This is a genomic window from Streptomyces sp. DS1-CR2 (genome assembly GCF_055760475.1).
The window spans coordinates 2,117,127-2,140,432 of sequence record NZ_CM147085.1 but is presented as its reverse complement, the minus strand read 5'-3'; the positions used below and the strand labels follow the sequence as shown (position 1 = coordinate 2,140,432).

At 70.9% G+C, this 23,306-nt stretch carries 22 protein-coding genes and 1 tRNA gene; 18 read left to right on the top strand and 5 right to left on the bottom strand.

The window, feature by feature from the left end; translation table 11 throughout:
• Window positions 1–3 precede the first annotated feature (3 nt).
• The 9 genes from gnd (at window position 4) to ACY0PA_RS10590 (ending at window position 10,478) form a co-directional block, all read left to right on the top strand.
• Window positions 4–885, top strand: a complete 882-nt coding sequence (gene gnd / locus ACY0PA_RS10630) for a phosphogluconate dehydrogenase (NAD(+)-dependent, decarboxylating) (RefSeq protein ID WP_473086284.1) — start codon at window positions 4–6, stop codon at window positions 883–885.
• 17 nt (window positions 886–902) lie between these two features.
• On the top strand, window positions 903–1,502 hold the full coding sequence (locus ACY0PA_RS10625) for a histidine phosphatase family protein (RefSeq protein ID WP_473084399.1): 600 nt from the start codon (window positions 903–905) through the stop codon (window positions 1,500–1,502).
• 112 nt (window positions 1,503–1,614) lie between these two features.
• Complete coding sequence (locus tag ACY0PA_RS10620; RefSeq protein ID WP_473084398.1) at window positions 1,615–3,306, top strand: fibronectin type III domain-containing protein; 1,692 nt, start codon at window positions 1,615–1,617, stop codon at window positions 3,304–3,306.
• Window positions 3,307–3,667: 361 nt separating this feature from the next.
• Window positions 3,668–5,362: an ABC transporter substrate-binding protein gene (locus ACY0PA_RS10615; protein WP_473084397.1), complete on the top strand. Its 1,695-nt coding sequence runs from the start codon at window positions 3,668–3,670 to the stop codon at window positions 5,360–5,362.
• A gap of 10 nt (window positions 5,363–5,372) precedes the next feature.
• A complete protein-coding gene (locus ACY0PA_RS10610; RefSeq protein ID WP_473084396.1) occupies window positions 5,373–6,362 on the top strand; it encodes an ABC transporter permease in 990 nt (329 codons plus the stop codon).
• Between the two features lie 7 nt (window positions 6,363–6,369).
• Entirely contained in the window at window positions 6,370–7,293 is a 924-nt protein-coding gene (locus ACY0PA_RS10605) for an ABC transporter permease (protein ID WP_473084395.1), read from the top strand.
• Complete coding sequence (locus tag ACY0PA_RS10600) at window positions 7,286–8,260, top strand: ABC transporter ATP-binding protein (protein WP_473084394.1); 975 nt, start codon at window positions 7,286–7,288, stop codon at window positions 8,258–8,260. The genes ACY0PA_RS10605 and ACY0PA_RS10600 overlap by 8 nt, the downstream gene beginning before the upstream one ends.
• Complete coding sequence (locus ACY0PA_RS10595; protein WP_473084393.1) at window positions 8,257–9,243, top strand: ABC transporter ATP-binding protein; 987 nt, start codon at window positions 8,257–8,259, stop codon at window positions 9,241–9,243. Before ACY0PA_RS10600 ends, ACY0PA_RS10595 begins: the two co-directional genes overlap by 4 nt.
• The gene (locus ACY0PA_RS10590) at window positions 9,240–10,478 is read left to right on the top strand and encodes an ROK family transcriptional regulator (protein WP_473084392.1); all 1,239 of its coding nucleotides are present in this window, start codon (window positions 9,240–9,242) and stop codon (window positions 10,476–10,478) included. Before ACY0PA_RS10595 ends, ACY0PA_RS10590 begins: the two co-directional genes overlap by 4 nt.
• Before the next feature lies 1 nt (window position 10,479).
• Here ACY0PA_RS10590 and ACY0PA_RS10585 read toward each other — a convergent pair.
• A tRNA-Leu gene (locus ACY0PA_RS10585) sits at window positions 10,480–10,567 on the bottom strand.
• Window positions 10,568–10,755: 188 nt separating this feature from the next.
• Here ACY0PA_RS10585 and ACY0PA_RS10580 point away from each other — a divergent pair.
• The 3 genes from ACY0PA_RS10580 (at window position 10,756) to ACY0PA_RS10570 (ending at window position 13,348) form a co-directional block, all read left to right on the top strand.
• On the top strand, window positions 10,756–12,081 hold the full coding sequence (locus ACY0PA_RS10580) for a M20/M25/M40 family metallo-hydrolase (protein ID WP_473084391.1): 1,326 nt from the start codon (window positions 10,756–10,758) through the stop codon (window positions 12,079–12,081).
• A gap of 151 nt (window positions 12,082–12,232) precedes the next feature.
• On the top strand, window positions 12,233–12,466 hold the full coding sequence (locus ACY0PA_RS10575; RefSeq protein ID WP_473084390.1) for a chaplin: 234 nt from the start codon (window positions 12,233–12,235) through the stop codon (window positions 12,464–12,466).
• A 141-nt stretch (window positions 12,467–12,607) separates the two neighbouring features.
• Window positions 12,608–13,348, top strand: a complete 741-nt coding sequence (locus ACY0PA_RS10570) for a chaplin (protein ID WP_473084389.1) — start codon at window positions 12,608–12,610, stop codon at window positions 13,346–13,348.
• Between the two features lie 76 nt (window positions 13,349–13,424).
• Here the strand turns inward: ACY0PA_RS10570 and ACY0PA_RS10565 are convergent, their stop codons facing one another.
• A complete protein-coding gene (locus ACY0PA_RS10565) occupies window positions 13,425–13,613 on the bottom strand; it encodes a DUF5703 family protein (RefSeq protein ID WP_067429589.1) in 189 nt (62 codons plus the stop codon).
• A 47-nt stretch (window positions 13,614–13,660) separates the two neighbouring features.
• Here ACY0PA_RS10565 and ACY0PA_RS10560 point away from each other — a divergent pair, with 47 nt between their 5' ends.
• Entirely contained in the window at window positions 13,661–14,362 is a 702-nt protein-coding gene (locus tag ACY0PA_RS10560) for a hypothetical protein (RefSeq protein WP_473084388.1), read from the top strand.
• 111 nt (window positions 14,363–14,473) lie between these two features.
• Here the strand turns inward: ACY0PA_RS10560 and ACY0PA_RS10555 are convergent, their stop codons facing one another.
• A complete protein-coding gene (locus ACY0PA_RS10555) occupies window positions 14,474–16,741 on the bottom strand; it encodes a helix-hairpin-helix domain-containing protein (RefSeq protein WP_473084387.1) in 2,268 nt (755 codons plus the stop codon).
• Window positions 16,738–17,721, bottom strand: coding sequence for an aldo/keto reductase (locus ACY0PA_RS10550; protein ID WP_383094386.1), 984 nt, complete (start codon window positions 17,719–17,721; stop codon window positions 16,738–16,740). The genes ACY0PA_RS10555 and ACY0PA_RS10550 overlap by 4 nt, the downstream gene beginning before the upstream one ends.
• Before the next feature lie 128 nt (window positions 17,722–17,849).
• On the opposite strand from ACY0PA_RS10550, the gene ACY0PA_RS10545 reads away from it, so the two are divergent.
• Window positions 17,850–18,905, top strand: a complete 1,056-nt coding sequence (locus ACY0PA_RS10545) for an LLM class F420-dependent oxidoreductase (RefSeq protein WP_473084386.1) — start codon at window positions 17,850–17,852, stop codon at window positions 18,903–18,905.
• Window positions 18,906–19,140: 235 nt separating this feature from the next.
• On the top strand, window positions 19,141–19,929 hold the full coding sequence (locus ACY0PA_RS10540) for a ferritin-like domain-containing protein (RefSeq protein WP_473084385.1): 789 nt from the start codon (window positions 19,141–19,143) through the stop codon (window positions 19,927–19,929).
• Window positions 19,930–19,949: 20 nt separating this feature from the next.
• Here ACY0PA_RS10540 and corA read toward each other — a convergent pair whose 3' ends face one another.
• Window positions 19,950–20,948, bottom strand: a complete 999-nt coding sequence (gene corA / locus ACY0PA_RS10535) for a magnesium/cobalt transporter CorA (RefSeq protein WP_473084384.1) — start codon at window positions 20,946–20,948, stop codon at window positions 19,950–19,952.
• Between the two features lie 62 nt (window positions 20,949–21,010).
• Here corA and ACY0PA_RS10530 point away from each other — a divergent pair, with 62 nt between their 5' ends.
• The 3 genes from ACY0PA_RS10530 to ACY0PA_RS10520 all read left to right on the top strand — a co-directional run bounded on the left by ACY0PA_RS10530 (window position 21,011) and on the right by ACY0PA_RS10520 (window position 23,188).
• The gene (locus tag ACY0PA_RS10530) at window positions 21,011–21,697 is read left to right on the top strand and encodes a histidine phosphatase family protein (protein ID WP_473084383.1); all 687 of its coding nucleotides are present in this window, start codon (window positions 21,011–21,013) and stop codon (window positions 21,695–21,697) included.
• Window positions 21,698–21,797: 100 nt separating this feature from the next.
• The gene (locus ACY0PA_RS10525; RefSeq protein WP_473084382.1) at window positions 21,798–22,388 is read left to right on the top strand and encodes a DUF3090 domain-containing protein; all 591 of its coding nucleotides are present in this window, start codon (window positions 21,798–21,800) and stop codon (window positions 22,386–22,388) included.
• The gene (locus tag ACY0PA_RS10520) at window positions 22,352–23,188 is read left to right on the top strand and encodes an SCO1664 family protein (RefSeq protein ID WP_473084381.1); all 837 of its coding nucleotides are present in this window, start codon (window positions 22,352–22,354) and stop codon (window positions 23,186–23,188) included. The genes ACY0PA_RS10525 and ACY0PA_RS10520 overlap by 37 nt, the downstream gene beginning before the upstream one ends.
• Window positions 23,189–23,306: the final 118 nt, after the last annotated feature.

Below are 23,306 nucleotides of genomic sequence, written 5' to 3'. Positions count from 1 at the left end.
GCGATACAGCTCGGACTCATCGGCCTCGGCAAGATGGGCGGCAACATGCGCGAGCGCATCCGCCGCGCCGGCCACACCGTCATCGGTTACGACCGCAACCCCGAGGTCTCCGACGTCGGCTCCCTCGCCGAGCTCGTCGAGCAGCTCGAAGGCCCGCGCGTGGTCTGGGTGATGGTCCCCGCGGGCGCCGCCACCCAGTCCACGATCGACGAGCTCAAGGAGCTCCTCTCGCCCGGCGACATCGTCGTGGACGGCGGCAACTCCCGCTGGACCGACGACGAGAAGCACGCCGCCGAGCTCGCCATCAAGGGCATCGGCTTCGTCGACGCCGGTGTCTCCGGAGGTGTCTGGGGCCTGGAGAACGGCTACGCCCTCATGGTCGGCGGCGACAAGGAGCACATCGCCCGCGTCCAGCCGGTCTTCGACGCCCTCAAGCCCGAAGGCGACTTCGGCTACGTCCACGCCGGCAAGGTCGGCGCCGGGCACTTCTCCAAGATGGTTCACAACGGCATCGAGTACGCCATGATGCAGGCCTACGCCGAGGGCTGGGAGCTCCTGGAGAAGGTCGACTCCGTCACCGACGTGCGTGAGGTGTTCCGCTCCTGGCAGGAGGGCACGGTCATCCGTTCCTGGCTGCTCGACCTGGCGGTCAACGCGCTGGACGACGACGAGCACCTGGACAAGCTGCGCGGCTTCGCCGCCGACTCCGGTGAGGGCCGCTGGACCGTCGAGGCGGCCATCGACAACGCGGTGCCGCTGCCCGCGATCACCGCGTCCCTCTTCGCGCGCTTCGCCTCGCGCCAGGACGACTCGCCGCAGATGAAGATGATCGCCGCCCTGCGTAACCAGTTCGGCGGCCACGCCGTCGAGACCACCCAGAAGTAACCAGGGAGACGACAGCCATGGGCGACCTCCTGCTGGTCCGCCACGGCGAAACGGAGTGGAGCCTGTCCGGACAGCACACCAGCTGGACGGACAAGCCCCTCGCGCAAGCCGGCGAGGAACAGGCCAAGTCCCTCGCCCCGCTTCTCGCCGGACGTCCGTACGCACTCGTCCTCACCAGCCCTCTCGCCCGCGCGGTCCGCACCGCCGACCTCGCGGGCCTGAGGGGGGCCAGGCCCGAACCGGACCTCCACGAGTGGCACTACGGCGCCTACGAAGGCGTCACCACCCGCGAGATCCACCGCACCCGCCCCGACTGGGACCTGTGGACCCAGGGTGTCCCGCAGGGCCCCGAAGGCGGGCCCGGCGAGTCCCCGGAGGCTGTGGGTGCGCGGGCCGACCGTGTCCTGGCCCGCGTGGCGCCCGCGCTCGCGGAGGGCGATGTGGTCCTCGTGGCCCACGCCCACGTCCTGCGCGTCCTCACGGCCCGCCGCCTGGGCCTCGCCCCGGCGGACGGCCGCCTGTTCCAGCTGGCGACGGGGACGGTGAGCCGGCTTTCGACGGAGCACGGGCGACCGGTGATCGCGGAGTGGAACGTGCGGACGCCCGGACACGAGTGAGTGGAGTGAACGCGGGGTCTTGACAAGGGGATTGGTCCATACCAACTTGGTGGTCGCGCCTCGCGCGCCGCTGGTGTCCGGTCCAATCCCCTTGCCCCCACCGGGAGTTCATGTGTTCTCCAGACGCAAGAGACGCTCCTCAAGACCCCGCCTCCTCGCCCTCATCGGATCCGCCGCACTGGCCGTGGCCGGCGCGGTCGCCCTCCCCACCACCGCACACGCAGCGAACGTGCTGACCAACGCGGGCTTCGAGAGCGGCAGCACGAGCCCGTGGACCTGCTCCGGCGGGCTCGGCTCGGTCGTGTCCAGCCCGGTCCACGGCGGCACCAAAGCCCTGTCGGGGGCGGCCAGTTCCAGCGACAACGCGAAGTGCAGCCAGACCGTCTCCGTCCAGCCGAACACCGCGTACACCCTCTCCGGCTGGGTGCGCGGCAACTACGTCTACCTGGGCGTGGACGGCGGGGCCTCGACCTGGACGCAGTCGCCAACCGCGTACAGTCAGCTGGCCGTGCAGTTCACGACCGGCGCCTCCCAGACCAGCGCCACCATCTACACCCAGGGGTGGTACGCGCAGGGGACCTACTACGCCGACGACATCAGCCTCGACGGGCCCGGCGGCGGGGGCGGCGACACCCAGGCACCCACCGCCCCGACGGCCCTGAAGTCCACCGGCAAGACCTCGACGAGCGTCTCCCTGTCCTGGACCGGGGCGAGCGACAACGTCGGCGTCACCGGCTATGACATCTACAGCGGCGGCAGCAACAAACTCCTGACGGTCTCCGGCACGAGCGCCACCGTCAGCGGCCTTTCCCCGAGCACCGCGTACACCTTCACGGTCAAGGCCCATGACGCGGCCGGCAACGCCTCGGCCGCCTCCAACTCGGTCTCCGTGACGACCGACCAGGGCTCCGGCGGCGGCACCGGATTCAAGCAGGCGGCCCCGTACTTCTACACCGGCTGGGGTGACCCGCCGAGCCCGGCCACGGTGATGAACGCGACCGGCGTCAAGTGGTTCACCATGGCGTTCATCCTCTCCTCCGGCGGCTGCAACCCCGCGTGGGACGGCCAGCGCGCCCTCACCGGCGGCCAGGACCAGACCGCGATCAATGCCATCCGCTCCGCGGGTGGCGACGTCGTCCCGTCCATCGGCGGCTGGAGCGGCAACAAGCTCGGCCCCAACTGCTCGACCCCCGAAGCCCTCGCGGGCGCCTACCAGAAGGTCATCGACGCGTACGGGCTCAAGGCCATCGACGTCGACATCGAGAACTCCGACGAATTCGAGAACGAAGCCGTCCAGGACCGCATCCTGGGCGCCCTGAAGATCGTCAAGGCCAACAACCCGGGCCTGCGCACGATCCTCACCTTCGGCACCTCGACGACCGGACCGACGTACTACGGCAACCGCCTCATCGAGCAGTCCAAGGCCCTGAACGCGGACATCGACGTCTTCACGATCATGCCGTTCGACTTCGGCGGCGGCTCCGACATGTACGGCAACACCGTGAACGCCGCCGAGGGCCTCAAGACCAAGCTCAAGTCGGTCTTCGGCTGGGACGACACGACGGCGTACGCGCACATCGGCATCTCCGGCATGAACGGCCTCAGCGACCAGCAGGAGACCACGACGCCGGCCATCTGGACCCAGGTCAAGGACTGGTCCAACAGCCACCACATCGCACGCCTCGCCTTCTGGTCGGTCAACCGCGACCGGCCGTGCGCGGGCGGGGGAGTGGCGGAGAACTGCTCCGGCATCAGCCAGGACAACTGGCAGTTCACGAAGATCACCGCCGGATTCACCGGCTGACCACGCGCGCACCGAACAGGCAGGCCCCCGGGATTTCCCGGGGGCCTCGTCGTTGCCCGAAAGCTCCGAAGGTTCCGAAAGCTCGGGAGGCTTCGAAAGCTCTGGAGGCGTCGAAAGATCGTCAACTCGGTTGTGGACACGAGGACTTACGCGCGAGGCGCATGGAGCGTACAGTCCGGGCCACCTCGTTTAGTTACGTAACTTTACTGGCGCCTCCCTCCCGCGGCCGTGCCCTGTCCGCCCCAGCTCGTACCCGCAGCGCATCCGTACGACGCGCCCCTGCTCGGGGCACTCGCGCCGGCCGTCGAGGCCGCGCGCACCGGAACCTGACGCACCCGGCCCACGAAGGGACTGGCAGGACATGAGGCCCACGCGCATCCTCGCCGCAGCGGTCATCGGCGCGCTCGCCGTGACGGCGACGGCCTGTTCGGAGACCAGGCACCAAGGCGACTCCGACGGCAACAACGCCACACAGAGCAGCGGCCCGAAGGAGAAGGGCGGCACGGTCACCATCGCCAACACGGCGGGGCAGACCTGGACCTGCAACTTCAATCCGTTCAACCCGGCCGTCTACAACACGTCCATCGGCTTCGTCTACGAACCCCTGATCTTCGTCAACACGCTCAAGGACCAGGCCGAGACGCCGATGCTCGCCAAGAGCTACCAGTGGAACGCCGACAAGACGCAGATCGACTTCCGCGTCCGCTCCGGCGTGAAGTGGAACGACGGCAAGCCGTTCACCGCCAAGGACGTCGCGTTCACCTTCAACCTCATGAAGCGCGTCAAGTCCACGGACCTGTACGCCCTGTGGACCACGGCCGGACTCCGGTCGGCCACCGCGTCCGGCGACAAGGTCACCCTGAAGTTCGAGAAGGCGGCGCAGCCCTACTTCTACGCCTTCGCCCACCAGGTCGCCATCGTGCCCGAGCACGTCTTCGGCACCGGCGCGGCCGCCGCCCACCCCGACACGTGGGTGGACAAGAAGCCCGTAGGCACCGGCCCCTTCGAGGTCAACCCCTGCTCGCCGAACAACATCCAGTACACGGCCAACCCCGGCTACTGGCAGCCGGGCAAGCCGTACATCCAGAAGGTCGAGTACCCGGCCTACCTCGACAACGGCCCCGCCAACCTCGACCTCGCAGGCGGCAAGGCGCAGTGGGGGAGCCAGTTCATCCCGGGCATCAAGCAGTTCTACCTGGACAAGTCGGCCGACAACCACACGTGGTCGCCGCCGGTCCAGAACGTCAGCATCCACCCGAACCTCGACCCGTCCCACAAGATGACCAGCAACCTCAAGGTCCGCCAGGCGATCTCCCTCGCCATCGACCGGGACAAGGTCTCCAGGATCGGCGTGGGCGGCCAGGAACCGGCCGCCAACCAGTCGGGCATCGTCACCCCGACGTTCGACAAGTACTACGACAAGGCGGCCGTCGAGAAGGCCGGCTTCGACAAGCCGGACCCGGCCCGTGCGAAGAAGCTCATGTCCGGCCTCGGCTACTCCCCGTCCAAGCCGCTCAAGCTGAAGATCATCACGATCACCGGCTACACCGACTGGGACGCCTCACTGAACGTCATCAAGCAGAATCTGAAGGCCGTCGGCATCGACCTCACCGTCCAGGACCTCGCCCAGCAGACCATGGTGGGCAAGCTCTACACCGGCGATTACGACCTGGCGTACTACAGCCAGCAGACCAGCGGCCCGACCCCGTACTACGAGCTGCGTCAGGTGCTGCACTCCGCGAACACCGCGCCGCTCGGCAAGAACGCCGCCAGCAACTGGGAGCGCTACAAGAACCCGAAGGTCGACCAACTCCTCAACGACTACGCGTCCGCGAGCGAGACCGAGCAGGTCGCCATCGTCAGGCAGGTCGCCCAGTACATGCTCGACGACGTCCCCGTCATCCCCGTCGTGGAGGCCGTGGACTGGTTCCAGTACCACACCAAGGACATCGCCGGCTGGCCCACCGAGGACAACCCCTACGCCCAGCCCGCGGCCTACAACTTCCCCGACACGGGCCAGGTGCTCACCCACCTGTACTCCAAGTCGGCTCAGTAGGCGGTGACTTGTGCGCTTCATCCTGCGCCGCCTGGGGTTCTTCCTGCTGACGCTCTGGGCGGCCCTCACCCTGAACTTCTTCATCCCGCGCTTCATGCCGGGCGACCCGGTCGACGCGCTCGTCGTGCGCACCCGCGGCCGGGTCTCCCGGGACGCGCTCGAACAGATGCTGACGTCGTTCGGCTTCAAGCCCGACCAGAACGTGGCGGTCCAGTACGTCGACTACCTGGGCCACATGTTCACCGGCAACTGGGGCCGCTCCATCGGCCAGACGCTGGGCGAGCCGGTCACCAAACTGATCGGCGGCGCCCTGCCCTGGACCCTCGGCCTCGTCGGCATCACCACGGTGCTCGCCTTCGTGCTCGGCACGCTCATCGGTACGGTCTCGGGATGGCGCCGCGGCGGCGCGCTCGACGCGATCCTCCCGCCGATCTTCGTGATCACGTCGGCGCTGCCGTACTTCTGGGTGGGCCTGCTGCTGATCCTGGTCTTCTCGCAGGGCACCGGTGGCCGGCTCCCCGCCAACTTCAACTACGACACCACGATCGTGCCCGGCTTCTCCCCGGGCTTCGTCGCGAGTGTGCTCTCCCACGCCGTACTCCCGGCGGCGACGCTGCTCATCACCACGATCGGCGGCTGGATCCTCACCATGCGCAACAACATGATCACGACCCTGGCCGAGGACTACGTCCGGATGGCCCGCGCGAAGGGCCTCGGGTCCCGCCGCATCATGTACGGCTACGCGGCCCGCAACGCGATCCTGCCCAACCTGGCCGGCTTCGCCATGTCGCTCGGCTTCGTCATCTCGGGCGCGATCCTCATCGAGTACGTCTTCAACTACCCCGGGATCGGCTACCTCCTCTACAACGCCGTCCAGAACGTCGACTACCCGCTGATGCAGGCCCTGTTCATGCTGTTCACCGTCGCGGTGCTGGTGGCGCTGCTGGCCGTGGACATCGCGACCGTGTGGCTCGATCCACGAGCCAGGGCGAAGGGGTGAGCGCCCGATGACCACCACCGCCATCACCGCCTCACCTCCCGAGAAGGCCTCCGCCCGCACCCGGGCGGGAGGCGGCCTGTGGAGGGCGGTCCGCGGCAACCGCAAGGCCATGGCCGGTGCGGTGATCCTGCTGGTCTTCACCGTCGTCGCCGCGTTCCCGGGCCTGTTCACCTCCGTCGACCACCCCGACGAGGCGAACTTCGCCCCGCGCCTCGACCCGTCCACCGCCCATCTCCTCGGCACGACGGCGCTCGGCCAGGACATCTACTCCCAACTCATCTACGGCACACGGGAATCACTCGTCATCGCCGTCGTGGCCGGCGCGCTCGCCACCGTCCTGTCCGTGATCATCGGTGTCTCCGCCGCGTACCTCGGAGGCATTGCCGACGACCTCCTGTCCCTGCTGACGAACGTCGTCCTCGTCATCCCCGCGTTCCCCCTGGTGATCATCCTCGCCAAGTACGCCGGCAAGGGCTCGCTCACCGTGATCCTCGCCGTCCTCGTCCTCACCGGCTGGTCCTACGGCGCCAACCAACTGCGCGCCCAGGCCCTGTCGCTGCGCAACCGGGACTTCCTGGAATCGGCCCGGGTGCGCGGCGAGCGGCGCTCGTACATCGTCGTCTGCGAAGTCCTGCCGACGATGACGTCCCTGATCGTCGCCAACTTCCTCGGCGCCGCGCTCTATGCGGTGCTGAGCGCGGCCGGCCTGCAGTTCCTCGGCCTCGGCGACCCGAACTCGCAGAGCTGGGGCACGATGCTCTACTGGGCCCAGAACCAGCAGGCCCTGCAGACCGGCACCCCGCTGTGGTCCATCGCCCCCGGCCTGTGCGTCGCCCTGCTCGGCGTCGCGTTCGCCCTCGTCAACTACGCCTTCGACGAGATCGGCAACCCGGCCCTGCGTCCCGTACGAAGGAGGCGCAAAGGTGCCTGACCCCCTGCTGAGCGTCACCGACCTGACCGTCGTCCACGACACCGCGCGCGGCCCGGTCACAGCCGTCGACCACGTCGAACTCACTGTGGAAAAGGGACAGTTCACCGCTGTCGTCGGTGAATCCGGCTGCGGCAAGTCCACCCTGATGTTCGCCGTCGCGCAGCTGCTCAACCCGCCCGCCCGCATCGCCGGCGGCACCGTCCGCTTCCGCGGCGAGAACCTCGTCACCCTCGGCGAACGCGAACTCAACGCCCTGCGCTGGCGCGACTACTCCGTCGTCCTGCAGTCCGCCATGAACGCCCTGAACCCGGTGGCCACCCTCGCCGCCCAGTACAAGGACGCCATGGCGGCGCACGGCACCTGCACCAACGAGGGGATCCGCGCCCGCTCCACCGAGGTCCTCGACCTCGTCGGCATCGACCCGGTCCATCTGCACAGCTACCCGCACCAGCTGTCCGGCGGCATGCGGCAGCGCGCCATGATCGCCATGGCGCTGCTGCTCACCCCGGACCTGGTCATCATGGACGAGCCGACCTCCGCGCTCGACGTCGTCGCCCAGCGCTCCCTCATGGTCCAGATCAAGGAACTCCAGCAACTCCTCGGCTTCGCCGTCGTGTTCGTCACCCACGACATGTCCCTCGTCAGCCACTTCTCCGACCAGCTCCTCGTCATGTACGCGGGCCAGGTCGTCGAGCAGGGCCCCACCCGCACCGTCTTCGACCACCCCTCCCACCCCTACAGCCGCGGCCTCCTCGAAGCGTTCCCCTCGATCCGCGGCCCCCGCGTTCCTCTGAAGGGCATCCCCGGCAGCCCGCCCGACCTCGGCGTCGCACCGCCCGCGGGCTGCCGCTTCAACCCGCGCTGCCCCCTCGTCCACGAGCGGTGCCTCGACACCGAGCCCGCCCTGTACGAAGTCGGCGCGGCCCGCTCCCGCTGCCTGCTGCACCTCACGGAGGCCGTGTCATGAGCCCTCTGCTCGAAACGATCGGCCTCACCCGCCACTTCAAGGTCGGCACCGGGCTCACCCGCCGCGTCCTGCACGCCGTCGACGACGTCGACCTCACCATCGGCGCACGCGAGATCGTCGCCCTCGTCGGCGAGAGCGGCAGCGGCAAGTCCACACTCGCCCGCCTCGTAGCCCAGGTCCACAAGCCCACCAGCGGCGAAATCCGGTACGAGGGACAGCCGCTGACAGCCCAGCGCGGCCGCAAGGCGAAGCTCGCGTACCGCGGCGACGTCCCCATGGTCTTCCAGGATCCCTTCGCCTCCCTCAACCCCGCCTACCGTGTCTCCCACGGCATCCTGCGCGGTCTCAAGCTGCACCGCCCCGAACTGAGCGGCGCCGAACGCCAGGCAGAGGCCGAGCGCGTCGTCGAAGCGGTCGGCCTCACCCCCGCCGCCGACGTCCTGTCCCGCTTCCCGTACGAACTCTCCGGCGGCCAGCGCCAGCGCATCGGCTTCGCCCAGGCCCTCGCCCACCGCCCCAAACTGATCCTCGCCGACGAACCCGTCTCCATGCTCGACGTCTCCATCCGCATCGGCCTGCTCAACGTCATGGCCGACCTGCGCGAGACCGAGGGCGTCTCCCTCCTCTACATCACCCACGACATCGCCGGCGCCCGCTATCTCTCCGACCGGATCGCCGTCATGTACGGCGGCCACGTCGTCGAGACGGGCCCCACCGAGGACGTCCTCGCCCACCCCCGCCACCCCTACACCGAGCTGCTCCTGTCCGCCGTCCCCGACCCGCGCGCCCCCCTCGACGTCGACGCGGCCGCCGCCAAGACCGACCCGCCCGTCGTCATCGACCCCACCCCCAGCTGCCGCTTCCGCACCCGCTGCCCGCTCGCCGTCGACGAGTGCCACCACGTCACCCCGCGCCTGCAGCCGGTCGCCGAGGCCCACACAGCGGCCTGCCACGTCACGGCTCCGCCCGAGGGCGCCCAGTGACCACACCCCCCTGGAACCGACTGCGCCTGCGCAGCAACAACGAATGGCTGCTCCTCGAACGCCTCCGCCTCGAAGGCCCAGCCTCCCGCGCCCAACTCGCCCGCGACAGCGGCCTGTCCAAGCCCACCGTCTCCTCCGCCCTCGCCGCCCTGGAACGCGCCGGCCTGGTCCGCGAGGCCGGCACCCACGCCCAGAGCCGGGGACGCGTCGCCGTCCTCTACGAACCCGACCCGCGCGCGGGACACGTCCTCGGCATCGACATCGGCCGCGCCCGCCTGCGCACGGCGGTGGCCGACCTGACGGGCGCGATCGTCTCCCGTGCGGAGGTACGCAACCGCGGCCGCGGCGCGGGAGCGGTCGCCGACTCGGCCGTCACCTGCGCCGAACGGGCCCTCGCGGACGCCGGGCTGAGCCAGGCCGACATCGTGCACACCGCCGTGGGCACCCCCGGAGTCTTCGACCGCCACACCGGCCGGGTCCGCTACGCCGTCAACCTGCCCGGCTGGGGCCGTCCCGGCCTCATCGAGCGTATGCGCGACCGCCTCGGCACCCCGCTCTCCGTCCACAACGACGCCAACCTCGCCGCGCTCGGCGAATACACCTTCGGCGCGGGCGCCGACAGCCACCTCTTCGTCTACGTCCTGATTGGCACCGGCCTCGGCGTGGGCGTCGTCGCCGACGGCGAACTCTTCCTCGGCGCACACGGCGCCGCGGGCGAGATCGGCTTCCTGCCGCTGGACGGCGTACCGGCGTCGGGGGCGGCACCCCGGCGCGGCATGCTGGAGGACGCGGTCTCCGCCGACGCCGTCGTCCGCGCCGCCCGCACCCGGGGCATGACCGGCCCGCTCACCGCCAAGCGCGTCTTCGACGCCGCCCGCACCGGCGACTCCGCCGCCCTCGCCGCCGTACGCCAGGAAGGCGAGCGCCTCGCCCTCGCCGTCGCCTACGTGACCGCCGTCCTCGACCCCGATCTGGTGGTCCTCGGCGGCGGCGTCGGCCGGGGCGCGGACCTCCTGCTCGCCACGGTCGGCGAGACCCTGCACCGCCTCACCCCGCTGCGCCCCCGCGTCGAACCCAGCAGGACAGGAGCGGACGCGGTGCTTCTCGGAGCGATCACCAAGGCCCTGCGTGCGGCCCGCCCGCTGCTCTTCGAGCGCCTGACGGGGAGAGGGCCCCAGAGAAGGCCCGCGAGAGTTCCGGAAACGCAAAAGACCCCAGGTGAACTGGGGTCTTAGCTGGTGTCCGAGGGGGGACTTGAACCCCCACGCCCGATAAAGGGCACTAGCACCTCAAGCTAGCGCGTCTGCCATTCCGCCACCCGGACAAGGTGTCTGTCTTCGCGGGGTGTTCCCCGCGGCGACAGAGAGAACATTACCAGGCCCGAAGGGGTGCCAGATCCCGCCGCCCCTCCGCTGTGAACGGCGGATGACGACCCCCGCCCGCCCTTGGGCCGCGGCCCGCGGAGAGAGAGGATGAGGGGGACCACCAGCAACGACAGTGGGAGGAACAGGCGTGAGCGAGTCGAGCACGGGCAGGACGGTCTCGGGCGAGGACGAGGTCGTCGACCTCTGTCGTGAGCTGATCCAGATCGACACCAGCAACTACGGCGACCACTCGGGCCCCGGCGAGCGCAAGGCCGCCGAGTACGTGGCGGAGAAGCTCGCCGAGGTGGGCCTCGAGCCCAAGATCTTCGAGTCGCACCCGGGCCGGGCCTCGACGGTCGCCCGTATCCAGGGCGAGGACCCCTCGCGGCCCGCGCTCCTGATCCACGGCCACACCGACGTCGTCCCGGCCAACGCGGCGGACTGGACCCACCACCCGTTCTCCGGCGAGATCGCCGACGGGTGCGTCTGGGGCCGCGGCGCCGTCGACATGAAGGACATGGACGCGATGACCCTCGCGGTCGTCCGCGACCGGCTGCGCAGCGGCCGCAAGCCCCCGCGCGACATCGTCCTGGCCTTCCTCGCCGACGAGGAGGCGGGCGGCACGTACGGCGCGCGGCACCTCGTCGACAAGCACCCGGACCTCTTCGAGGGGTGCACGGAGGCGATCAGCGAGGTCGGCGGATTCTCCTTCACCGTCAACGAGAAGCTGCGGCTCTACCTCGTCGAGACGGCCCAGAAGGGCATGCACTGGATGAAGCTGACCGTGGACGGCACGGCCGGCCACGGTTCGATGATCCACAAGGACAACGCGATCACCGAGCTGTCCGAGGCCGTCGGTCGCCTGGGGCGCCACAAGTTCCCGGTGCGGGTCACCAAGACGCTGCGGCACTTCCTCGACGAGCTCGGCGACGCGCTCGGCACCGAGCTCGACCCGGAGAACATGGACGAGACGCTCGCCAAGCTCGGCGGCATCGCCAAGCTGATCGGCGCCTCGCTGCAGAACACCGCCAACCCGACCCAGCTCGGCGCCGGCTACAAGGTGAACGTGATCCCCGGGCAGGCCACCGCGCACGTCGACGGCCGCTATCTGCCGGGCCACGAGGAGGAGTTCCTCGCCGACCTCGACCGCATCCTCGGCCCGAACGTCCGGCGCGAGGACGTGCACGCGGACAAGGCCCTGGAGACCACCTTCGACGGCGCGCTCGTCGACGCCATGCAGACGGCGCTCCAGGCCGAGGACCCGATCGCCCGCGCGGTGCCGTACATGCTCTCCGCCGGCACCGACGCCAAGTCCTTCGACGACCTCGGCATCCGCGGGTTCGGCTTCGCTCCGCTGAAGCTGCCGCCGGAGCTGGACTTCGCGGGCATGTTCCACGGCGTTGACGAGCGGGTTCCGGTCGACGGGCTCAAGTTCGGTGTGCGTGTGCTCGACCGGTTCATCGACGCGTCCTGATCCGACGGGCCCGCGCCGCCGGATATTCGGCCGCGCGTACGACTGGACTGAGAAGGGTGAAAGGAAATATAGGCTCGTAGCCTCATCAGTCCCTCCTCGTTACAGGGGGTGCAGTCCGCGGCTGGGACTGCACTGCCAACAAGGAGGAATAATGATCAAGAAGGTCGTCGCTGCTGCGGCTGCCACTGGTGGTCTCGTGCTCGCTGGTGCGGGCATCGCCGCTGCCGACGCCGGGGCTCAGGGTGCCGCCGTGAGGTCTCCCGGCGTCATCTCGGGCAACGTCATCCAGGTTCCGGTCCACATCCCGGTGAACGCCTGTGGCAACACGGTGTCCGTGATCGGGCTGCTGAACCCCGCCTTCGGCAACGCCTGCGTCAACAAGTGACGTCGTTGTGCATCGCCCCTTGAGGGTCTGAGTCCATCGGCCTCGGAGTGCACGCCATGCGCTCCGGGGCCGCTTGGGCATTCCGCGCACGCGTATGGATGCCCGTGCGCATTCTGCTAAGGCATAAGGCAGGTTAAAGCTATGCGACAGGTCACGCGCAAAGGCCTGATCACCGTGGCGGCCGCGACCGGCGTACTCGCCGTGTCCGGGGGCTACGCACACGCAGACTCCGGTGCCGAGTCAGGCTCGTCGGGATCGCCCGGCGTCCTCTCCGGCAACACGATCCAGCTCCCTGTGGACGTCCCGGTCAACGCGTGCGGCAACACCGTGAACGTCGTCGGGCTGCTCAACCCCGCGGCGGGCAACGACTGTGCCAACACGTCGAAGCCGGGGGGCGGCCACCCCGGTGGGAGCCATCACGGCGGCGGCGCCACGGCCGAGGGGGGCACGAGCGATTCGCCCGGTGTCGGCTCCGGCAACCATGTGCAGGTCCCGGTCCACGTTCCGGTCAATGCCTGCGGCAACAGCGTCTCGGTCATCGGGCTGCTCAACCCCGCGGGGGGCAACGACTGCGCGAACTCGCCGGGAGGCGACGAGCTGACCCCCCCGACCACCCCGACCACCCCGACCACCCCGACCACCCCGACGACCCCGCCGACCAAGCCGCCGACGCAGCCGGAGCCGAACACGCCCGCGCCGCCGAAGCCGGTGATCCCCGGCACCCCGAACCACCCGGGGACGCAGACCGTCACCCAGCCCAAGGGTTCGGAGCAGCTCGCCGAGACCGGCAGCTCGATGCCGCTGGGAACGGTCCTGCCGGCCGGTGCGGGCGCCCTGCTCGCGGGCGCGCTCCTCTACCGGCGGGCGCGGGCGAGCGTGTGACCGCCGCGTGACGCGGCGTGACTGAGCAGGTGCGGAACGGAGCGGGCCCAGCAGTCACGGGGTCCGCTCCGCTCACTCACCACGTGGCGCGCAGCTGGCGGATGATCCGCCGGCGCAACCGCACCCTGCGGCTGCCGTCGCGCAACAGGCTCAGGCGGTCCAACTCCCAGTGTCCGTACTCGGCATGGTCGGTCAGCAGGCGTGTGGCGTCCTTGCGGGAGACCCCGCGCGGGACGTACACGTCGACAAATTCGTATTCCGGCATCGCATCTATTGTGCGGGCACGGGCCGTGTACGGATAGCGTCTGCACTATGTCTGATGCTGCGCAGCCCACCGCTGCCGAGGTACGGGCCGCCTCCGAGGCGGTCAAGGCTGCGCTCGACCGCCACCTGGCGGCTGTCGAGCGCAGGTCGGGTGAGGACGATCCGGCCGTCTACGAAGCGTTCAACGAACTGGCCGCGGCGGCCGAGGAGTACGACGAGCTCCTCTACGACCGCTACGACGAGGTCACCCCCTTCGAGATTCCCGGTACGGAGGACTCGCTGCCCCCGTACACCGGCCCCGAGGAACCGAACGCCCTGAGCGTGCTCATTCGCCGCGACTACGCCGTGGTGGAGCCGCAGCGACTGCTTGCGCAGGCCCAGCGGGTCGCCGATGTGGAGGCCGATTCGGACCTCGTCGACGGGGCCGCGGCGGCCGTCGGGACCATCGGGAGCAGCGTGCACGCTGCTCTCGGTGTCCTCTTCGGAGAGTTCGAACCCGACGAAATCGCCTCCCGGCACAAGGAGTTCGGCCTGGAGGAGGGCGACTCGACAATGTGGGTGACGGCCTCGGACGAACCGGCTGAGCCGGGGGAGTGGCTGGACGCGCCGTTCGACCAGGCCGATCCGCAGCGGGTCGTCTGCCGCTTCGACGTGAGCTCCGTCTTCGACGACGAGCTGGACGGCGACCTCGCGGACGACGGGCCCGGCGCGGTCGCGGGCGCGACGGAGGACGAGCTGGAACCGACCTGACGCGGTCCGCGCACGCGGGACGGTGTCGGTGTGAGCGAGTGAGCGGGAGGGGCGGGCGGACTTCGGTCCGCCCGCCCCTCCCGCTTGCCGCTGTGTACCTACTGCGGTGTACTACTGCGCCGTAGCGACCTGCGCGCGCAGCAGGGTCTGCAGACGCGTCGTACGCGGCTTGGCCGGGACCTCGGCCACGGCGCGCGGCAGGGCCGCGTCGGCGCCGTGCACCACCGAGAGATGCCGCTCACCGCGGCCGAACGCCGTGTACACCCACGGGCGGCTCAGGGCCTGCGTCGCGTCGCCCGGCAGCACGACCACCGCCGCGGGCCACCGCAGCCCCACCGCCTGGTGCGCGGTCAGCGCCCACCCGTGCCGAACGGTCCGCTCCACCGCGTCCTGCGGTACGACGACCGGGGTCCCGGCGCAGTCCAGGTGCAGGCCCTCCGCGTCGGCCCGCACGACCCGGCCGGGCACGGTGCGGCCAGGGGCCGGTACATACGCGACCCGATCGTCCGGGTCGAAGCCGCCGAAGCGGCCGGGGCCGGGGTTGAGACGCTCCTTGAGGGCCGCGTTCAGCGCACGCGTCCCGGCGGCGCCCCCGTGGCCCGGGGTGATGACCTGGGTCTGTTCGCAGGGCACACCGATCGCGCGCGGCACCGAGTCGGCGACCAGCTGTACGGCACGGTGGATCGCCTCGGCGGCGTCGCGCACCGGCACGATCACCACCTCCTTGCCGGGGGCCTCCACCTGGTTCAGCTCGCCCGCGCCGATGCCGGAGACCAACTCGCCGACCGGGCCGGGGTCCGGGGTGCGGGAGGCGATCTGAGGGCACACGCGGGCCGCGAGGAGGTCCGCGAAGACCCGGCCGGGGCCCGCGGACCACAGGACGGACGGATCGCCGCTGAGGACGAGCCGCGCGCCGTCCGGGAGCGACTCGGCGAGCATCGCGGCCGTCTCCACGTCCAGCTGCGGCGCGTCCAGGACGACCAGGAGGTCCACCGCGAGGGCGCCGTCCCGGTCCCGGCCCGGGCCCTCGGCGCCGGACAGCAGGCCGGACACGGTGACCGCCGTGCCCTCCGGGGCGCCGGGGCCGAAGTGCTCGGCGAGGCGGCGCCGCCCGTCGACGGTGTGCGCCGCGGCGCACACGCGCAGGCCCAGACGGGCCGCGGCCTGGACGAGTGCGGCGGGTTCGGCGCGGGCCGCCTCGGCGCCCGTGTGCAGGACGAGGCCGTGTCCGGCGGACGCCCTGATCAGCTCGGCGGTGGAACCGGACGCGGCCGCCGCGGCAGGCTCCCAGTCCGCGAGGGCCTGTGCACTGTCTTCCTTGGAGAGGGAGTTGACCAGCCGGGCGAGCCCGTCGGCCAGGCTCTCCTCGGCGAGCGCGTACCGCTCGAGGCCGACGAGCACCCGGACCGGCCGCTCGGCTTCCTCACCGTCCTGCGAGCCGTCCTCGGCCCCGTCCTCCGCGGCGGTCTGCTGGGCGCTCTCCGGGGCGCGGGCCGGAGAGCCGGGCGGCTCTTCCAGCGCGTCCTGGAATACGAGCGCGTCGCCCTCCGCGATGGCGCTCTGCACCGCCTCGTCCGGATCGGGCACGGCGCGCTTGCCCAGTGCCTGAGCGAGCAGCGGCGCGTCCAGGGCGGTGTGCCCCGCGACCGCGGCCTGTTCGAGCAGCCATACGGTGACGGCGCGGCCCCTGCGCTCGTCGTCGGGGCCGCACTCGGCGCCGAGCAGCGCGCGGGCGAAGCCGTCCGCCTGCTCGGGGCGCACGCCAGGGATCCGCAGAAGCTGCCAGGGGTCGTCCCGGAGCGCGCTGTCCGCGCCCTCGCCGAGCGTCGCGGCGGCGGGAGCGGCGAGCGAGACGGGGGCGCCGCCCTCGGTCAGGACGGCCCGCACGGCGTCGACGGCTGCCACGGCCGGTTCGGCAGGCCCCGCGGGCGCGGCGGCCGGCGCACGGCGGACGGGCTCGGCGACGACCTTGCGGGGAGCCGGTGCCGGCTCGCTGAACACGGCGGCGGGCCGCTCACCGCTCTCGACGGCCCGGACCGCGGCGAGGAGATCGGCGGCCGTACCGCTCAGCTTCCCCCCGGCCGCGATGGGCCCTTCCTTGGCCGCCTTCCGCTGGGCGATCCGCTCCTGCAACTCACGCTGCGCGGCGATCTCGGCGGCGGCCTCGGACGCGCCTTCGTCTTTGCCTTCGGCGGTGGCTCCGTCCTGATCCGTGGCGGCGCCGGAGCCTTCGTCCGTCTCGTCCGGATCAGGTGTGCCGGTCCCTTCCTCGGGGCCGGTGTCCTCGGGGCCGGTGGCCTCCGCGCCTTGCCCGGCGCGGGGCGCGTCGGTGTCGGCCGGGCCCGGGTGGCCCTCCGCGGCAGCGGGCTCCGTACTCACAGCGTGCTCCAGTCCTGATCGGGATATCGGTGCACGGGCGCCGACACATCGTCGAGCGCCTGGCAGATCTCGTCAGGAAGACTAAGGGCCTCCACTGACAATGCCGCCGTGAGCTGCTGCGAGTTGCGCGCGCCGATGATGGGGGCGGCCACGCCCGGCCGGTCGCGGACCCATGCGAGGGCGACCTGGAGCGGTGTCACGGCGAGGCCGTCCGCCGCCGTGGTGACCGCGTCGACGATGCGGGTCGCGGCGTCGTCGAGGTACGGCGCGACGAAGGGCGCCATGTGGTCGGACGCGCCCCGCGAGTCGGCGGGCGTGGCCTTGCGGTACTTGCCCGTGAGAACCCCGCGGCCGAGCGGCGACGACGGGAGCAGACCGATGCCGAGGTCGAGCGCGGCCGGCAGCACTTCCCGTTCGACCCCGCGCTGGAGCAGCGAGTACTCCATCTGCGTACTGGCGAGCCGGGTGCGTATACCCGGTGCGGCGAGCTGCCACGTGCCGGCCTTGGCCAGCTGCCAGCCGCAGAAGTTGGAGACGCCCGCGTACCGGGCGCGGCCGCTGCTCACGGCGATGTCGAGGGCCTGGAGCGTCTCGTCGAGCGGGGTGGCCGTGTCGAAGGCGTGGACCTGCCACAGGTCGACGTAGTCCGTGCCGAGGCGGGCGAGGGACGCGTCGAGGGCGGCGAGGAGATGGCCGCGGGAGCCGTCGAAGCGGCGGTCCGGGTCGGGCACGCTGCCCGCCTTCGTCGAGATGACCAGATCGCGCCGCGGCACGAGGCCCTCGACGAGCTGCCCGAGGAGATACTCGGCCTCCCCGCCCCCGTAGACATCGGCCGTGTCGACGAGTGTGCCGCCCGCTTCCCAGAAGGTCTTCAACAGGTCCGCGGCGTCGTGCTCGTCGGTGTCGCGGCCCCATGTGAGGGTGCCGAGCCCGATCCGGGACACGCGCAGGCCGGTGCGGCCGAGATGCCTCTGCTCCATGGGCGCTGAGATTACTGGCCGGAAGTCGGTTAGTGGGGGCCTGTGGACAACCGGCCTGCGCCGACCGCCGAACCGGCGCGCTAGGGTGCCCGGACAAAGGACGTTACTGAGCAGTAAGGGGATCGGCCATGGAGCTCGGCATCAACCTCGGCTACTGGGGTGCCGGAATGGACGCGGACAACCTGGCCGTCGCGCGGGAGGCCGACAAGCTCGGCTACGCCGTCTGCTGGGCCGCGGAGGCCTACGGCTCGGACGCGCCCACGGTGCTCTCCTACGTCGCCGCGCAGACCGAGCGCATCGACATCGGCTCCGCGATCATGCAGATCCCCGCCCGCCAGCCCGCGATGACCGCGATGACGGCCGCGACCCTCGACTCCCTGTCCGGCGGCCGCTTCCGCCTCGGCCTCGGCGTCTCGGGCCCGCAGGTCTCCGAGGGCTGGTACGGCGTGAAGTTCGACAAGCCGCTCGCCCGCACCCGCGAGTACGTCGACATCGTGCGCCGCGCGATGAGCCGCGAGCGGCTGTCGTACGAGGGCGAGCACTGGACGCTGCCGCTGCCGGGCGGCCCGGGCAAGCCGCTCAAGCTGACCGTGCACCCCGAGCGCGAGCACATCCCGCTCTACATCGCGGCGATCGGCCCGAAGAACCTGGAGCAGACCGGCGAGATCGCCGACGGCGCCCTGCTGATCTTCCCGGCCGCCGAGCATCTGGAGGAGACCGCCCTGACGCACCTGCGGGCGGGGCGCGAGAAGGCCGGCAAGACGCTGGAGGGCTTCGACGTCGTTCCGACGCTGCCCCTCGCGCTCGGCGCCGACAAGGACGTGCCCGCGCTCGCCGACATGTTCCGCCCGTACACGGCCCTGTACGTCGGCGGCATGGGCAGCCGGAAGCAGAACTTCTACAACCAGCTCGCCCAGCGCATGGGCTACGAGAAGGAAGCCGCCGAGATCCAGGACAAGTACCTGGGCGGCGACAAGGAGGGTGCGGGGGCCGCGGTGCCGCACCAGCTGATCGACTCGACGACGCTGCTCGGCTCCGTGGAGCGGATCGCCGAGCGGATGGGGGCCTACGCGGCTGCCGGGGTGACGACGCTGACGCTGGCCCCCGCAGGCTTCACGCTCGACGAGCGGATCGCGGCCCTGCGGGCCGGCACCGAGGCCCTGGAGCGGGCCGGACTGGCGTAACCGCGGGGGAGGAAAGTTCTGCGGCCGTGGTGGGGGCTCGGGGGTCTTCCCCGCCACGGCCGTCACGGGTAACAACGCCTCATCCGGCACCTGGTTACGCCCAAGGACCCTCTCCCGGGGTCCTTCCTTCGGCCGAGTGGCCCCATGCAGCTGTTGCCCGGTCCGGCATGCCGTATTTGACTCGTTTCCGGCGGAACCATGCACGGGACGCGCGGCGCGCACGGAGGTGCCAGAGATGCTGTCGGCCAAGAGCCTGTTCCAGGAGATCCTCGACGACGACGAGTCCTTCCGGCTCTTCTGCTCCATCGCGGCGAGCGGGGAGTCGCAGGGAGGCTGGGAGAACGGCCGTATCGCCGCGCTCGTCCCCGCCGGCGAGCGTGACCTCGCGCCCAAGGTGGCGCGGCACGGTGCCGACGAGGACAAGCACGGGCGGATCTTCAACGCCCTGATGAAGAAGCGCGGCCTGGAACCCGTGGACGTCCCGCCGGAGACCGACTACACGATGCTCCTGGAGAAGCACGGCATCGGCCTCGCGCACGAGCAGCTCAGGGCCGACGAACCGCTCGCCGTGCGGGACATCGTCACGTATCTCGCCCACAGCCGAGTCACCGAGCAGCGGGCCTCCGAGCAGATGGACCTGCTGCGCAGGCACTTCGCGGACAACCCCGACATCGGCCGCGCGGTGAAGATGATCTCGGCCGACGAGGACAACCACCTCGCGTACTGCCACGAGGAGCTGCTGCGCTTCGCGTACGCGGGCCATGGCCGCGACATCCAGCGCATCCTGCGCGAGTGCGCCCTGGAGGAGATTCGCGTCTACCGCGACGTCAGCCTCGCCGTGATGGACCACATGGGGCACATCCTGCGCTGGCCGAAGCTCAAGACGGCCCTGCTCGCGGCGGGTATCCACGCCATGTACGCGTACGAACGGCTGGTCGGCTGGCGGCGGATGGTGTCCCTGGAGATGCCGGAGCGGCGCAACGCGCTGGGCGGGCCCGCGACGAGCGCGGTCGAGTTCGCATAGGCCGCCGCCGGAGGTGCGCGCTACAGCCAGCCGCGCCGCTTGAACGTCCGGAACAGCAGGAGTTCCAGGGAGAGCATCGCGAGGATCACGATCGGATACGACCACATCCAGTGCAGCTCCGGCATGTGGTCGAAGTTCATGCCGTAGATGCCTGCGATCAGGGTCGGGACCGCGGCCATGGCGGCGTACGCCGAGATCTTGCGCATGTCGTCGTTCTGCCGCACGCCCATCTGCGCCAGATGCGCCGACAGGATGTCCGAGACGAGCCGGTCGAGGGCGTCCACCGACTCGTTGACGCGCAGGAGGTGGTCGCTGACGTCGCGGAAGAAGAGCCGCGCCGAGTCGTTCACGAAGGGCACGGAGCCCAGGAACTGACCGGTTCCGGAAAGCCGGGCGAGCGGGAGCAGCAGCGGGCCCGTGGCCCGGCGGAACTCCAGGATCTGGCGCTTGAACGTGTAGATCCTGGACGCCGTGTTGCGCGAGCCGCCCCCCTCCGGCGAGAACACCTCCGCCTCCAGCTCCTCCATGTCGGTCTGGAGCTCGGTCGCGACCTCCAGGTAGTGGTCGACGGTCGCGTCGGCGATCGAGTACAGGACCGCGGTGGGGCCGTGCCGCAGCACGTCGGGATCGCCTTCGAGCCGCTTGCGTACGACCTTCAGGGCCGCGCCCTCTCCGTGCCGGACGGTGACCACGAAGGAGTCGCCCATGAAGAGCATGACCTCACCGGAGGACACCTTGTCGCTGTCCGGCTCGTACACGACCGGCTTGAGCACCACGAACACCGAGTCGTCGTACACCTCCAGCTTCGGCCGCTGATGCGCCTTGAGCGCGTCCTCGACGGCCAGCGGATGCAGCCCGAACGCCTCGCTGACCCGCGCGAACTCGTCCTCCGCCGGCTCGTGCAGGCCGATCCAGACGAAGGAGTGGCCCTCGGCCCTGGCCTCGGCGAGCGCGTGCGAGAAGTCCGCGGGCCCCTCGGTCCTGCGCCCGTCGCGATAGATGCCGCAGTCGACGATCACGCTTCGTATTCTTCCCAGGGGGCGGCGGGGCCGCATGTCGCACTGCGCCTAGGCTGGCTCGCATGCCCACGCTGATTCTCGTCCGGCACGGACGCTCCACCGCCAACACCGCGGGCCTGCTCGCCGGGTGGACCCCCGGTGTGTCCCTCGACGAGCGCGGCGCCGCGCAGGCCGCCGCGCTGCCGGGGCGGCTGGCCGCGGTGCCCCTCGCCGAGATCGTCACCAGTCCCCTCCAGCGCTGTCAGGAGACCCTGGCCCCGCTCCTCGCCGCCCGCCCGGAACTCACCCCGCACACCGAGGACCGCATCGGCGAGTGCCACTACGGCGACTGGTCGGGCCGCAAGCTCGCCGAGCTCGTCGACGACCCGCTGATGGAGGTCGTGCAGCAGCACCCGTCGGCCGCCGCGTTTCCCGGCGGCGAGTCCATGCGGGCCATGCAGCACCGGGCCGCGGAGGCCGTACGCGAGTGGAACGCGCGCGTGGAGCGCGACCACGGCCCCGACGCCACCTATCTGATGTGCTCGCACGGCGACATCATCAAGTCGCTCGTCGCGGACGCCCTAGGGCTTCATCTGGACCTCTTCCAGCGCATCTCCGTGGAGCCCTGTTCCGTCACCGCGATCCGTTACACCCGGCTCCGCCCCTATGTCGTACGCCTCGGCGACACCGGCGACTTCGCGTCGCTCGCCCCGCGCGAGAAGCCGGCCGAGGGGGACGCACCGGTCGGGGGCGGTGCGGGAGCCCCGTGATCGTCCGCCGCAGTAGGGTGAAGCCGTCGCAGTAACTGCAGTTGTTGCCGCGCCCGATCAAGAGGTCGGTCCCAGCAGTCGATTCCAATGGAGACAGGACGTGTCCCGTCAGGTGTTCCTCTACGACCCCCCGGAGCGCTTCGTGGCCGGCACGGTCGGGCTCCCCGGGCGCCGCACCTTCTTCCTCCAGGCCTCGGACGGCACCCGTGTGACGAGTGTGGCCCTGGAGAAGACCCAGGTCGCCGCGCTGGCCGAGCGCATGGACGAGCTCCTCGACGAGGTCGTGCGCCGCAGCGGCGGGAACGCGCCGGTGCCCGCCGTCGTGCCCACGGAGATCCACGACACCGCGCCCCTGGAGTCGCCCGTCGACGAGGAGTTCCGGGTCGGCACGATGGCCCTCGCCTGGGACGGCGAGGAGGAGCGGATGATCGTCGAGGCGCAGGCGCTCGTCGAGCTCGACGCGGACTCCGACGAGGACCTCGCGGAGGCCGAGGAACGGCTGCTCCAGGACGAGGAGAACGGCCCCCCGATGCTGCGGGTCCGGCTCACCGGCGTACAGGCGCGCGCGTTCGCCAGGCGCGCACTGGACGTCGTGAACGCAGGGCGTCCGCCGTGCCCCCTGTGCAGTCTGCCGCTCGACCCGGAGGGACACGTATGCCCGCGTCAGAACGGATACCGGCGAGGAGCGTGACCGTCTCGGACACGGACCTCCTCACCCGCGGCGAACTGGCGGTCCAGGGCCGCATCCGCGAGGCGTCGAACGCGGTGCTCCTGTGCACCGTCACCCACGAGGGCCGCGAGGCGTCCTGCGTGTACAAGCCCGTCGCCGGCGAGCGTCCCCTGTGGGACTTCCCCGACGGCAATCTCGCCCGGCGCGAGGTCGCCGCCTACGAGGTGTCCGAGGCACTCGGCTGGCGCCTCGTACCGCCGACCGTTCTGCGCGACGGGCCGTACGGCGAAGGCATGTGCCAGCTGTGGATCGACCAGCCCGAGGAGCCCGCCGAGGGCGGTGAGCTGCTCGCTCTCGTGGAGGGCGAGGAGCCGGGCGACGGCTGGAAGGCCGTCGGGTTCGCGGAGGTCGGCGAGGGGCGCACCGCGCTGCTCGTGCACTCCGACGACGTACGGCTGCGGCGCCTCGCCGTGCTCGACGCGGTGATCAACAACGGCGACCGCAAGGGCGGCCACCTCCTGGTCGACGTCGAAGGGCGCCTGTTCGGCATCGACCACGGCGTCTCCTTCAACACCGAGGACAAGCTGCGCACGCTCCTGTGGGGCTGGGCGGGGGAGCCGCTGACCGGGGAGGCGACAAAGGCCCTGAAGGCGCTCACGGGCGCCCTGGGGGCCGGGGAACCCCTCGCGCTGCGGCTCGCCGAGCTGATCACCGAGGCCGAGCTGGACGCCGTACGCGCACGGGTCGACGCGCTGCTCGCGAGCGGGAAGCATCGGGAGCCGAGCGGGGAGTGGCCCGCCATCCCGTGGCCACCGGTCTGAGCCGGCCCTTCTGAACCTGCCCTTCCGAGCCCACCCGGTCCGCTGCCGGGGGGCGCATGTCAGTGGCTGCGGCTACGTTCGAAGAGACCCCTCATGGGATCCCGGAACGGAGGCCACG

Excerpts from the sequence above, each read along its gene's own strand:
- ACY0PA_RS10625 (WP_473084399.1), top strand. The coding sequence starts at position 903 with ATGGGCGACCTCCTGCTGGTCCGCCACGGCGAAACGGAGTGGAGCCTG.
- ACY0PA_RS10615 (WP_473084397.1), top strand. The coding sequence starts at position 3,668 with ATGAGGCCCACGCGCATCCTCGCCGCAGCGGTCATCGGCGCGCTCGCC.
- ACY0PA_RS10605 (WP_473084395.1), top strand. The coding sequence starts at position 6,370 with ATGACCACCACCGCCATCACCGCCTCACCTCCCGAGAAGGCCTCCGCC.
- ACY0PA_RS10595 (WP_473084393.1), top strand. The coding sequence starts at position 8,257 with ATGAGCCCTCTGCTCGAAACGATCGGCCTCACCCGCCACTTCAAGGTC.
- ACY0PA_RS10575 (WP_473084390.1), top strand. The coding sequence starts at position 12,233 with ATGATCAAGAAGGTCGTCGCTGCTGCGGCTGCCACTGGTGGTCTCGTG.
- ACY0PA_RS10570 (WP_473084389.1), top strand. The coding sequence starts at position 12,608 with ATGCGACAGGTCACGCGCAAAGGCCTGATCACCGTGGCGGCCGCGACC.
- ACY0PA_RS10565 (WP_067429589.1), bottom strand. The coding sequence starts at position 13,613 with ATGCCGGAATACGAATTTGTCGACGTGTACGTCCCGCGCGGGGTCTCC.
- ACY0PA_RS10560 (WP_473084388.1), top strand. The coding sequence starts at position 13,661 with ATGTCTGATGCTGCGCAGCCCACCGCTGCCGAGGTACGGGCCGCCTCC.
- ACY0PA_RS10550 (WP_383094386.1), bottom strand. The coding sequence starts at position 17,721 with ATGGAGCAGAGGCATCTCGGCCGCACCGGCCTGCGCGTGTCCCGGATC.
- ACY0PA_RS10545 (WP_473084386.1), top strand. The coding sequence starts at position 17,850 with ATGGAGCTCGGCATCAACCTCGGCTACTGGGGTGCCGGAATGGACGCG.
- ACY0PA_RS10540 (WP_473084385.1), top strand. The coding sequence starts at position 19,141 with ATGCTGTCGGCCAAGAGCCTGTTCCAGGAGATCCTCGACGACGACGAG.
- ACY0PA_RS10530 (WP_473084383.1), top strand. The coding sequence starts at position 21,011 with ATGCCCACGCTGATTCTCGTCCGGCACGGACGCTCCACCGCCAACACC.
- ACY0PA_RS10520 (WP_473084381.1), top strand. The coding sequence starts at position 22,352 with ATGCCCGCGTCAGAACGGATACCGGCGAGGAGCGTGACCGTCTCGGAC.